The sequence below is a fragment of the Bremerella volcania genome, assembly GCF_007748115.1.
In the GTDB taxonomy this organism is placed as follows: domain Bacteria; phylum Planctomycetota; class Planctomycetia; order Pirellulales; family Pirellulaceae; genus Bremerella; species Bremerella volcania.
Window position 1 is genome coordinate 593514 of the sequence record NZ_CP036289.1, and the last position, 12951, is coordinate 606464.

Annotated in this window: 8 protein-coding genes; 2 read left to right on the forward strand and 6 right to left on the reverse strand. The window is 60.0% G+C overall.

Translation table 11 applies throughout. From position 1 onward, the window contains the following. Positions 1 to 3: 3 nt before the first annotated feature. The 6 genes from Pan97_RS02430 to Pan97_RS02455 form a co-directional block, all read right to left on the reverse strand. The gene (locus Pan97_RS02430) at positions 4 to 372 is read right to left on the reverse strand and encodes a DUF1801 domain-containing protein (RefSeq protein ID WP_144970429.1); all 369 of its coding nucleotides are present in this window, start codon (positions 370 to 372) and stop codon (positions 4 to 6) included. Between the two features lie 31 nt (positions 373 to 403). Beyond that, positions 404 to 1399, reverse strand: coding sequence for a 3-keto-disaccharide hydrolase (locus Pan97_RS02435; protein WP_144970431.1), 996 nt, complete (start codon positions 1397 to 1399; stop codon positions 404 to 406). Between the two features lie 101 nt (positions 1400 to 1500). Then, positions 1501 to 5910: a DEAD/DEAH box helicase gene (locus Pan97_RS02440; protein WP_144970433.1), complete on the reverse strand. Its 4410-nt coding sequence runs from the start codon at positions 5908 to 5910 to the stop codon at positions 1501 to 1503. 81 nt (positions 5911 to 5991) lie between these two features. After that, positions 5992 to 6645: a 3-keto-disaccharide hydrolase gene (locus Pan97_RS02445; RefSeq protein ID WP_144970435.1), complete on the reverse strand. Its 654-nt coding sequence runs from the start codon at positions 6643 to 6645 to the stop codon at positions 5992 to 5994. 80 nt (positions 6646 to 6725) lie between these two features. Next, entirely contained in the window at positions 6726 to 8708 is a 1983-nt protein-coding gene (locus tag Pan97_RS02450) for a PAS domain-containing hybrid sensor histidine kinase/response regulator (protein WP_144970437.1), read from the reverse strand. A 237-nt stretch (positions 8709 to 8945) separates the two neighbouring features. Beyond that, on the reverse strand, positions 8946 to 10883 hold the full coding sequence (locus Pan97_RS02455; RefSeq protein WP_144970439.1) for a chloride channel protein: 1938 nt from the start codon (positions 10881 to 10883) through the stop codon (positions 8946 to 8948). Between the two features lie 209 nt (positions 10884 to 11092). Between Pan97_RS02455 and Pan97_RS02460 the strand changes: the two genes are divergently transcribed. Further along, on the forward strand, positions 11093 to 11596 hold the full coding sequence (locus Pan97_RS02460) for a hypothetical protein (RefSeq protein WP_144970441.1): 504 nt from the start codon (positions 11093 to 11095) through the stop codon (positions 11594 to 11596). A gap of 477 nt (positions 11597 to 12073) precedes the next feature. After that, positions 12074 to 12919: a hypothetical protein gene (locus Pan97_RS02465; RefSeq protein WP_144970443.1), complete on the forward strand. Its 846-nt coding sequence runs from the start codon at positions 12074 to 12076 to the stop codon at positions 12917 to 12919. Positions 12920 to 12951: the final 32 nt, after the last annotated feature.

A 12951-nucleotide genomic window follows, 5' to 3' on the forward strand; every position in this document is an offset into this window, starting at 1 on the left:
AGTTTACTTGTGGCAGCTGGCGTATTGAACAAGGCGGGTAATCGAATCGACGGGGATATCCAGGGCAGATTCAAACGGCACGTATCGGATGTGCGAAAGTTCCTCTCCCTCAAGCAGGCCTTCCTCGTCCGGCAAGCGAGTTCCCCACTGGAACCCAAGTCGGACATGGTCGGCCTTGGGTTGGATAAATGCAAAGTAAAACGACTGGCGGTATCCAATGATTCGCCAGCCGGGATACGCTTTCTCGCGAACGTCCGGTACGGCCTCTTTTACCAGCTTGCGTAGCGACTGGGCCGTATCGCGAACCGAGAGGGGAAAGTCGGCCAGAAGATCCTTGGGAGAGAAGACTCCACTGGGCCGACGGTTTCCCATGTCTCGTGTCACTTTCACGTTGCGAAAACGTTTACTTCTTCACGACCCAGATGTTGCGATAAACAACCGGGTTGCCGTGACCTTGCAGGTAAATCGCATCCGGCCCTGGTCCTTCCTGGTGACGGCCTGGGGTGTTGCTGGGCAGTTCCAGGTCGTCGTGGATGACGACGCCGTTGTGCTTGATCGTGACGCGTGCGTTTTCGGTCTTCTTGCCGTCGGCGTCGTACTTGGCCGCGGTGAAGTCGACGTCGTAGGTCTGCCAGGTGAGTGGCGGGAAGCACATGTTCACCTTGGGCTTCGAGACCTTGTAGATGCCTCCGCATTCGTTGTCGGCGCCGGTCAGGCCAAACGAATCGAGGACCTGGCATTCGTAGCGGCTTTGAATGTATAGACCGCTGTTGCCGCGAGCCTGACCGCGAGCGTCTGGCTTGAAAGGCGTACGGAATTCGAGGTGCAGCGTGTGATCGCCGAACTTCTCTTTCGATTCGCAGTCGGCCAGCAGCAGGTCTTCTTGAACGATCTTGCCGTTATTCCAGGCATCGGCGCTGGTGCCGTCGAATAGAACGAGCGCACCTTCAGGAGCCTTCGCGCCCAGGGTGGGGCTCTTGCGAACGACCTTTTCCAGCGTGCCGATTTCGGCACCCCCTTCGCCAATGACTTCGATCTTGCCGTCGTGGAGCGTGGCGACGAAGTTGTCCCCTTTGAACTCGACCTTGTTGCCGCTGGCGGTTCCTTCGACCTTCAGCAGTTCGTCGTAGTTGCCGCCGGAGTAACCCTCGCCGGGCAAACCGCCTGGGTAGGTGACCGCCTGGAACTTATCGTTGCCCAGGGCGATGACCTGAACGCCGTACTTCACTTCCGCGCCGTCGGTCTCGACTTTGCCGACGTATTCGCCTTGAAGCTTGTACGAAGCTGGGGCTTCTTCCTGTGTGGTGTACGTTTTGGTGTCGTCCGCGGCGAACAGGGCCAGCGGAGCGGCGACGGCCAACATGGCGGTCAAAATGAGGTGGGCGAGGGGACGCTGCATGATGAACTCCCAGCAGTTGATCAGGGGGTGGAAAAAACAAGGAGAGGGACATTCCATTGTGGTTCGCCGCACGGCCAGATGCAACCTGCCTCAATCCGGGGCTAGCTGGCGGTCGAACGGCGACGGGGAAAGCCGATCGGGATCGTTTGTGGCGGTAATCGTCGGCCTGCGTGCAGCGCTCGGGTCATTTCCATCTGGTCGTTGGGATCGACGGGACGCAAAAACTCAATCTCGCCTCCCCGCTTTGTCGCCACGACCTGGCCGTTCTGCCAGATGAGAGCATTGGTATGAATCGCGGGCACCTTATGCCCTTCGGTCAGCACGCCGGCCAGGTTCAAGGGGTCGGTGCCGCTGACCGCGACCCAGGGATCCTCTTGCTTGGCATCGCGCAGCTTTCGCAGCGCGTAGATGGCCTGCTCGGTGCCGTACTGCTCGCCGCCGGCATTCTTCACGAAGCGTCCCCCGCGAAGTTCGCCCCGACGTTCCATCCGCCGCAGCATCGGAACGAGCTGAGCCCACGAGGGGGCTGCCGTTTCACGGTGCAGCAGGTCGCGGAAGATCACCCCGTACCGTGCGATCAGCTGCAAGCACCAGCGGTGCAGGTAATCTTCGGCGGTGACTTCCTCGACGATGCCCGGGAACAGCGACCACCGCCCGGCCCGCGAGGTGGCGCTGGCCTTGCGCCGCGTGCGCGACTTCTTGGTGCCTGATTCGTCGACGATCTTCCGCACGGCGCTGAAGCTGTCGCAGGTGATCAGCCCCAAGGCCGCCAACTCGCGCAGGGCTTCGTCCAGGTGAGTCGGCAATAGCTTCGTGAGCACTTTGAGGTCTTGATGAAACAGGGCCCCGCGCGAGGTCAATGCTTCGAGCACATCTTGCGCGTTGCCGCGCGCCAGCGCTTCGGCCGATTGCCGCACGTCGGGTATGAGCCAGCCCAGGTTTTCGCGCTGCACGATCGCCATCGGCACGCTGCGGCGCAGCGACGCCATGCTGGGACCTTCTTCGGCGTCCCCCTGCGGTGGTCGCAGACGTCCCCAAACCAGTTCGCCGGAAGTCAGCTGATCGTCGAGCCAGTCCGGGTCGTAATCGTCCATGCGCGCCGCGAGCAAGCTCCGTTCCCAGCTTCCGGCCGAAGCTTCGAAGCCTTGCAAGAGGTTCATCACCGCATTCAGGCCGCGTGCGCCGGACGACTTCGTTTCCCGCTGCAGCAGTTGGTGCCGCACGAGAAAACGCAGGTACACGTCACGCTCGACCGGCTGAATCTGCTGGCGCAGGCCGTTGACCGTCAAGCGATGAATGCGAGCCAGCAGCCGCCGATCGCACCACTGTAGATCCCCTTCATGGGAAGAGCCTTCGGTCGAATATTGACCCCGCAGGATGATCCCTTCCGCCTCGACCGCTTCACACGCCGCATGCACGCTCGAGGTCTTTAGCCCCCAGGTCTGGGCCAGCTCTTCCGTCGAGAACGGACCCAGGCAAGGAGCCGCACTACGCACCAGTTCGACCCAGGCCTGATGCGATTCCAACTGCTTGCCGACCCCTTCCGGTACGCTCACACGGGGTTCAGCCGTTCCGCCAGGCAGCGCCGCTTCGACGATCGAAAGGGTCTCGGTCGCCGTCCACAGTGGCTCGTGACCCTCGCGGACGTAACGCGTCGCGCGGCCTTGACTGACCAGGCGATCGAAAAGACTATGCCACTCCTGGCCTTGCGACTCCGGCAAAGCGACCATCGAACTCAACACGTCATGTAGTTCGTCCGGGTCGCGCGCGGTCGGCCAGGCCTCGCGGCGGACCGTGGCGATCGCCTCGGGAGAAAGCTGCCCCAGTTCTTTCATCTCGCCAGGGGCCAGCGTGCGGCGGGTGGTGACGGCACGCGTCCGGCGGTCTTCGAGCCCGGCCGGATCGAGGAACGAATACGGATTCGCGTTGATGCGCTCGTGGGCAAACGGCGATGGCTCGCGCGTCTGCCGGGCAATGAACTGGACCTCGCCTGCTTCGACCGCCCGCAGAAGATCCTTCCAGCGTTCGACGTCCATCCCTTCGGTCAAACAGTCGTGCAGCGTCTGCTGCACCAGCGGGTGATCGGGGTACTTGATGTCTTCGTTGTGGTTTTCCAGGCACCCGACCTGATCGGGGAACGCGGCCGCCAACAGGTCGTCGGAACGGAAACGTACCATGTGGGGCGGGACCTTCTTGCCTCCCATGAATCGCAGGATCGCCAGCGCGCGGGTCGCGTTCCAGCGCCAGCGAATGCCGAACATGGGAAACGCCAGGAGTGCTTGTTCGAGCAGTGCCTGACCGTTGTTGGAGTTCAACATCTTGAACATGTCTTCCAACGGAAAGCTGTGCTGCGGTCCCAGCGAAAGGACCAGTCCGTCATCGTCAGCGCTGGCTTGCAGTTCAAAGTCGAACGACCGGCAGAACCGTTTGCGAAACGCCAGTCCCCAGGCCCGGTTGATGCGGGTCCCCAGCGGTGCGTGCACAACCAACTGCATGCTGCCTGCTTCGTCGAAGAAGCGTTCGAAGACGATTTTCGTTTGCGTCGGCACCAAGCCCATCGCCGCATGCTGAGCGGCGACGTAGCGAACCGCTTGCAGAGCGGCCCATGGCGTGGCGTGGCACTCGGCCTGAACCCACTTCACGGTCTCGACGTCGATCTGATCGAATGACGACTCCAGCAGGCCGCCATCTTGCGATTGAATCTTGAAACGTTCGCGCGTTGGGTCATCCGCCGCGGCGACGATCTTCTCGGCGATCTCCTCACGCAGGTCGGCGACTTCCTTGGAAAGCTCGATCGTCCGGCCTGGGGCTTCGCCGAACCAGAAGGGAACGCTCGGCGGCTGGCCTTGGGCATCCTGCACGATGACGTCGCTGCCGCGAATGGCCAGCACGCGCCACGAGGTGTTACCTAGCAGGAAGACGTCACCAGCTTTACTGTCGACGGCGAAGTGCTCGTCGACGGTTCCGACGACTTGCTTTTCCGGATCGGTCACCACGCGGTAGATCGGCATGTCGGGGATCGCCCCGCCAGAGGTCGTCGCGCTGATCCGGGCACCGCGGCGGGGCCGCAGCTTGCCGTTGATGCGGTCGCGATGGATATGCGCCCCGGTCTTGATCGAACGGGTCACTCCCTCGTTCACCATCTCCAGGACGTCCTGGTACTTCGGGTACGAAAGGTCGCGGTAAGGCCAGGCACGTTTGAATCGCTCGTACAGTTCGGCTTCGTCCTGCTCTTCGGCCGAAACTTCCGCGACGACCTGCTGGGCGAGGATATCGAGCGGGGCGACCGGGATTTCGATCCGATCGAGTTCCCCTTTCTCGACGCTTCGCATCAAAGCCAGACACTCGATCAGCTCGTCGCGCGTCAGCGGAAACAGGCGTCCCTTGGGGGTGCCATGCAGCGAGTGGCCAGAACGCCCGACGCGCTGCAGGAAGTTGGCGATACTACGAGCCGAACCGATCTGCACGACCAGGTCGATATAGCCGATGTCGATCCCCATCTCGAGCGAAGCGGTCGCGACGATCGCTTTCAGTTTGCCGTCTTTCAGCCGCTGTTCGGCCGAGTGGCGGATCTCTTTGGCCAGGCTGCCGTGATGGCTGGTGATCACCTCGTCGCCAAGGACTTCCGTCAGGCGATGAGCGACCCGTTCGGCCATGCGGCGCGTGTTGACGAAGACGAGCGTGCTGTGATGCGACTGGATGAGTTTCACCAGTTCGTCGTACACTTCGCCCCACTGCTCGTTGGAGCAGACGGCTTCCAGCGGAGAAGGGGGGACGCTCACTTCCAGGTCGAGCTGCCGCCGATGGCCCCCGTCGACGATCGCACAGTCAGGCACGTCGTTCTCGTCGACGCGCTGGGCACCGACCAGGAAGCAGGCAATCTCTTCGATGGGCTTCTGCGTGGCCGACAAGCCAATACGGGTCGGAGGTTCGATGCACAGGGCTTCGAGTCGCTCCAGGGTGATCGTCAGGTGCGAGCCGCGCTTGTCGCGCGCCAGCGCGTGGATTTCGTCGACGATGACCGTATCGACATGCCGCAGCGTCTTGCGGCTGCGCTCGGCGGTCAGCATCAGGTAGAGCGATTCCGGCGTGGTCACCAGAATGTGAGGGGGACGCCGCGTCATCGCTTGACGCTGCGACGAAGGGGTATCGCCGGTTCGCACGGCCGTACGGATCTGGGGCGGAAGCATGCCCATGCTCTCGGCCATGTCGCAGATCTCTGCGAGCGGAACGTCGAGATTGCGATGGATGTCGTTGCTGAGCGCTTTCAGCGGAGAAACATAAACGACGTAGGTCGTATCGAGTAGCTTCCCCGATAGCCAACGACGAAATAGCTGGTCCAGGCAGACCATGAATGCGGCGAGCGTCTTACCCGAGCCGGTCGGGGCCGCGATCAGCGTACACTGGCCTTTGGCAATCGACGGCCAGCCAGCGTTTTGGGCCTCGGTGGGCTTGCCAAACCGCTTGGTGAACCAGGCCTGAACGACAGGATGAAATAGCTCGAGCGACATGCTGAAGCATTATATCGAACTGTACGGATGTGCATAGGTAAAAGTTGCGAAAGAAAGACGCAACCAGCCCTGTCAGTAAAGCTAAAGCGTTTCCAGCTCTAGGTTTCGCAGGGCGGCCCCGGTGTTCCAGGTGCCGATGCCCAGGGGCTTGGTCGTATCTTGCTCGATCCAGATATCGAGTCGACGCCCTTCCGGGTTGTAGTGGATAATCTCTTCGTTATCGAGCCAAACCTGGACGTGCTTCGGCTTCACGCTTACGCGGATCTTGTACCACTTGTTGTTCTCGAACTCGGTGTAGCCGGTCGTTTCGTTCTCGACCGCCGACATGCCGTCGATGCTGGTGATGCCGGTCACGCCGCCCCCCCAGCCGCCGATGATCAGCGTTTGATGGGCGTCGCCGACCGGGAAGGTCAGTCCGCAGAAGAAGTCTCCCCCTTCGACTCGCTTGGCTTCCAGGCGAATCTCGTAGTTCATCTTCGGCGGGTTGCCGTCGAGCACAATGCCGGTGGCCGGGTCCCCTTTGCCGAGCAAGATTTCGCCATCCTTGACCGAGACCTTCCCATGGTCTTCGTAGAAGCCTTCGTCGTTGATCTTCCACCCTTTGAGGGTTTTTCCGTCGAAGAGCTTCTGGATCTTCGACTCCTTCTCCTGCGGTTTCGCGGCTTCCTTTTCTTCTGCCAGCGCCGGGAGGGCCAAGAGAACGAAACAAACCAATAGCAGGGAAGTACGAAGCATCGAGCGAACCTCTGGCAGGCGAACAAGGAATCAAGATGACTCAATCTTCGCACGCACCACGCCCCAACGCAACGGTTGAATTACACCTCGAGCGAGGTTGTCGCGAATTGCCGGGCTTGCTCCCCGTATCGTTTGACGAACTCGATAAATGGGCCACGCTTGACCGGTTTGGCGATGTAGTCGTCGCAGCCAGCCGCCAGGCATCGCCCGCGATCTCCTTGCAGGGCATGCGCGGTGACGGCCAGAATGGGTTTGAAAAATCCATTCTCGCGCAGGACCCTGGTGGCCTCATAGCCGTCCATGACCGGCATCTGCATGTCCATCAAAATCACGTCGACACGCGGATCGCTATCGTGTCCGCTGCTGCCGGTATCGCGCCGGTTCGCGCTGATCCACTCGACCGCTTCCAGGCCATTGTTGGCCACGGTCACCGTGGCGCCTGCTTTGCGTAGAAACGCGCTGAGGACCTTCTGATTGTCCGGACCGTCTTCGACAAGCAGCACGCGGAATCCATCGAGTCGGATATCTTGCGTGCTATTTGCAGAACTGGTCGTAGGAGGATGATCCTTAAGCGACTGGGAAGTGACTTCCAGAGGAATACGAAGCAGGCAGGAAGTCCCGTGGCCAACCTCGCTTTCCACCTCGAGGGAACCTTGCAGGGTCGTTACTAGACGCTGACAGATCGACAGCCCCAGCCCCGAGCCGGCATGGCTGCGCGAAGGGGAATTGTCGGCCTGGTTGAAGGGCTCGAAGATCGACTTCAAGCGGCTATGCGGAATGCCAACGCCGGTGTCCCGCACGATCAGTTGCAGCGTCGGTGTGGGAAAGCCATGGAAACTGGCTTCAACGGTGATTTCCCCCTCGCGCGTAAACTTGAAGGCGTTGTCGATCAGACGCGAGAGGATCTGGCGCGTTCGCACGGCATCGGTGATAAACTCGGACGGAACGCCTGGTTGGATGCGAACGTGAAAGGCGAGACCGCGCCCAATCGCTTGCGCTTGATAAACATGGTGCAGATCTCCCAAGACCGCGTCGATCGACGTTTTCCTGGTGCTGGCCGAAGGCAACGCCGATTCGATGCACGAGAGTTCCAGGATGTCGTCCAGCAGATGCATCAATTGATGGCCGTTACGGTTAATCGATTCCAGCGAACCGGCCACTTCTTCATCCGCAGAACGGTTGCCCAAAAGCTCGACGTGGCCGAGGATCGCGGTGATCGGCGTGCGCAGATTGTGGCTCATGTTGGTCAGAAATTCGTTCTTGGCATGCACGGCCGTATTGGCCAGTTGGTTGGCCTTGGCCAAGGCGATTTCGATTTGCTTCTTCTCGGTGATGTCGGTGGCGGCCCCTAAGATTCTACCGCGGAAGGGACCGCTAGTTTGAAGTTGCCCGCTGAACGTGTACCAGCGAAAGCGACCGTCGACGTGTCGTACGCGGCATTCGAGTTCAAACCGTTTGCTGTCCCAGGTGAATTGATTCTCAATCGCCTCGGTCAATGGGAATCGGTCGTCGGCATGCACGCGGCTGAGCCATTGGTCGGTGTTCCGCGGCAATTGGTCCGACGCGAGCCCCAGCATGTGCTGAAAGTGCCGCGAAAGATAGACGAAGTCGAGCCGCCGGTCCCACCACCAAAGTCCGACATTCCCTTCGGCGACCGCCAGATGGTACCATCGCTGATGTTGTCGCAGGTCTTCGCGGATCTGCGCTTCTTCGATCAGGTGCTTGAGCTTCAACTCGACTTGCAGCGCATCGAGTTCTTCCCAGGTGATGACGTACGGTGAGTGAGAACGGCCGGGGCCGGACTCGATCGTGACGTTCAGACATTGCCCCAGGATCGCCGGAGATCGGTCTCGATCAGGCAAGTGCCGATGCGCATCGCTTTCGGGAGGAATCGCCCACAAACAAAGCCCGATCGGCTCATGAATCAACTCGGGCCAACGGCTTGGCTTGACGCAGAGAATGTCTTGTGGCTGGACGCCACAGTCATGCAGGCGCGGAAGAATCCTGGCGGACTCGTGCGCGTCGGCAACAATTGCAATATGGATCTTTTCGTATTCCATCATCGATCTGCCCCCACGACCTTTACCGGCCGTGAATCAATGCCTGGTTGGGTAAACTTTCTTGCGAGGGGCATTGGCCCCCCGAAGAACTTATCAACCCTACGCCATGAATAGTGAAGTGACTTCATCTAGCATCCCATTACGGCAACACGCGGATGGGATGATGCCGGTCGTACCGATTACGCGGCCTCCAGGACAAGCCCGTTATTACGTTTGGTAATAAGGCAGAAAGTAGCCAGATTAGTTCTTCAGCAGTTCTTCGCGATAGCGGGCCATCACGTCGGCCCGAATCAACAGCCCGATCAAAACCCGCTTGCCGGCGGTTTGAATCTCGACCGGCAGCGTGCCAACGTCGCGCGTGCCGAAGTCACGCAGAGCCTCCAGAAGGTTCTCGTCCGGAGAAACGGCGATCGGCGAGACCATGGCAATATCGTGCGCGTTGACCAGGTACGGCGAGACGTCCGTATCCAGCACCCGGTGCAGGTCTTCGGGGCGAATGATTCCGTGCAGCGTGCCATCTTCGTTCATCACCGGAATGCTCTCGATATGAGGATTCTCGCGCGCGATCTTGATGATCTGCATCACGTTGTCGGTGTGCTTCACGGTGGGGAACTTGCGCACCATCACGTCCCGCACGGCGATGTTCTCGATATGGTGCAGATCGTGGCTGCGGGCGATCGATTCGCCGCGGCGCGAAAGCTTCTTTTCGTAGATGCTTTCTGGATCGACCCAGCGGGCAATCAAGCTGGATATGCCGGCGGCCGCCATGATCGGCAGAATAATGCGGTAGTCGTCGGTCAGTTCATACACCACGACGATCGCGCTGAGCGTTCCGTGCGTGGTCCCGGCCACGACCGCGCCCATCCCGACCAGCGCATACGCCCCTGGATGGTCGCACCACTCGGGGGCAAACAGGTTGAGTAAAAGCCCAATCACCGCGCCGGTGGTCGAGCCGATAAACAAACTGGGCGCAAAGATACCGCCAGACCCACCCCCGGCCAGGCAGGCACTGGTCAAGAAAGGTTTCACCAATACCAGCGGCAACAGCCAGATCAGGTGCTTCCACATCGCCGCGCGCGACAGCCGGACGTTCTCGTAATGCGAATCGCTTTCGTTGATGTCGGCATCGGTCAGCTTCTGGGCGTTCTCTAAGTGCAGCGTATGACTGATCGCCGCGTAGCCGGTGCCGTACAACACGGGAATCGGCTCGCTACGTTCGATATCTTGCCGAGCCGCCACCGATTGCTCGGGCGCCACGGGATACAGCACGTAGTAAGTCGTTCCGACCACGCCCAACAGTAAGCCGCACGCGATCGAGCGGACCCAGTGCTTGGGAATCCAGTATTCCGATTCGTCTTCAAACCAATACAGCAGTTTGGTAAAGCCGACTGCCATCAGTCCGCAAACGATCCCCAGGAAGATGTACGACGGCAGTTCGTGGTAGGCCCCATCGAACTTGTGGGCGATATGCGGGAACTCCGGGGCGAAGCCGTGGGCTCCTTGGTTCTGCTGTACGACGTTGGCCAGCACGGAGGCAATCACGATCGCCGAGAGGCTTTCGACCGCGAAGTTCGCCAGAATGATCTCGCTGGCAAAAATCACCCCGGCAATCGGGGCATGAAACGTCGCCGAGATACCGGCCGCGGCTCCCGCGGCGGCCAGCACTTTGATGTTCCGGGCCGAAAGCTGAAAGATCTGGGCGGCCGTACTTCCAAACGCCGCGCCAATCTGCACGACGGGACCTTCCCGGCCAATCGAACTGCCAGTCCCGATACACAGCCCGCTGGCCAAAAGCTTCACGATCGCCACCGGTGGACGGATGACGCCATCCTTCCGGGCAATCGCTTTGACCACTTCCGGAACGCCGTGACCGACCGCTTCCGGGTAATACTTGCGGGTATACCACGAGACGATCACGAGCCCGACCACGGGGCAAAGAACGAGCGCAATCAGGCCCACCCAATGATAGTGAGCCAACTGCATGGCGGGGCGAAGCGTCCAATCTTCGATCCAATGAATCATCATCGAAAGGAAAATCGAACTATAACCGGCCAGAATGCCGACGATTCCGGCCAAAGTAATGGTCAACGGCTGCGCAGGGATCGTCCCACGCTTCAAATGCAGGGCAAGCCAGTCCTGAACCGGCTGCAACCACCCACGTACCCGAGACCAAGGCATAGCACTCGCTAAGAATAAACCCCCGGACCCGACCACCGGAGGGAACCAAATTGGCAAGGAAAGAGAATAAGGTTATCAGGGATGCCAGTCAGGTTAAAGGGTGCACCAACGTACTCTTCTTTTCCCAAGCTGCCAGCCACTTCACGGCAAATTCAACTTCTCTGCACGAAATGCCAGCAAACCTCCGGCATAACTTGGGATTACGCCCAATGGACACCCTCCTTTCGGAAAGGCCAGCTGTGAACGCCGAAGACCTGCGAAAAATTATTGGAGCCTCGAAGGAACCGGTCGAGTACGCCCCGGTCGCGTTGCTTTTGAAAACGGGCTATGCCTGTTTCGGCCACTACAACGGCAACTTGAACGAAGACCTCGGCCAGACGCTGGTCGTCTTGAACGCTCAGCTCATGGACCTCAAAGCCGAGGTCCATCGCACGCGCCCGGCCGCGGAAGACTTCCGCGAGTTTTTGCTCGAGATTGTTGGGGCATACGATTCCGACGAAGAAAATGATCTGCCCACCCGCGAATTCCTGGGCAAGCCGATCCCCCTGATCGCGATCCCACTGGAAGAGATCGCGATCGTCTACCCGGTGGCGCAAATCGTGACCATGCTCCAGCGCGTCAGCCCCGAAAAGCGGGAAGAACGCTCGACGCCGGCGCTGTTTGACTTCGATCGTAGCGAAATCCTGACCGTCCTGCGCATGAAGCTGTGGTAAGACCACACGTCCGCAGTTGCTCGGCACTGCGGACAGCCTCAGCCCTGGCACCCCATATCTCTCTTCCCTTCCGTGGTCAAAAAATTTTCCCGCGCGCACTATCTCACTGAAGCGCTAGTCCTCTAAATTGCACGTACACCCGACGAAGCATCACGCTTTCCGGGTGCCAAACCCACATTCATGTGGGCCTGCCGTCTCAGCCCCAACGGGGCGATAGATAATAGCCAGGGGCGTCAGCCCCTGGTAGGTGACCAAAAAAAACCAAGCCCTGAAAGGGCGACAGAACCTATGTGTCGTTCATGATTCTGTCGCCCCGTTGGGGCTCACCATTCGTCGTGCATCCAGGACCAGGGGCTCACGCCCCTGGCTATTATCTGCCGCCCCGTTGGGGCTCGGAAGAACTCGAATCCCTTAAACCTTCAACACGCATCAAACATCATGTCCCATTCCCACACGTCACAACCTGAAAAACACGGAGTGAACGCATCAGCGCACGCTCCGCAGGTTGCCGTGCGCGAGGGGAATCGGCTTCTCTGCCCCTGCTGCGGAGAAGTGTTGATGGTCTTGCAGGAAGAGCCGGCCAACGAGTCGCAGCCCAAAAAATTCTGGCCGCCGAAGATGGCCCCTCCGAAACGAACGCCTCGCCCACAATCGGCCACGCTCAACGAAATCATTCGTCGGCAGGAGGCCCAGGAAGAAGCCGCGTTTCAGGCTGCGATGGCAAAGGACGTTTCCCACGACGAGCCGCCTGTTGAAGCGTTCGACCCCGATCGACCGCACTACCGGGCCGACAGCATCGTGGTCGAAATCGATCCGGAAATCAACGCGTACGAGTTCCCCGAAATCGATCCTCCCCTGGTGCCCAATGGCTTAACGCCCAAACGTTCGCGAAGTGACTCAGGCGAATACCGCGAGCCCCGCGAACGCGACGCCGTGACGCGTTACGAGGAACGAAAACGGTACCGACTGCGGCAACCGCTGCGCGAACCCCTCACGTACGAAGCCGCCCGATTGTACGCGTGGATGTTCTACCGCATGAAGAAGCTTAACCTGCAGTTGATCGAGGAGATCACCGCGAAACAGGCCGAGATCGACGCGTTAGAAGAAGAACTCAACGCACCCGTCGAACAGGCATCGAGCGAAGAACAATCCGAAAGCGAAACGCAGCCCCAAGTAATCTCCCGAGCCGAAACCAAGCAGATCATCACACCCACACGACGCGAACGCGTGCTTCGTGCGATTGAAAAGCGTGTCCACGCGAGCATGGCGTCCAACAACCAAACACAACGAGTCGAAACGGCTAACGAACGCGGGCCGCCTTGATTGTGATAGCCCCAAGGGGGTGGCGTAAGAAA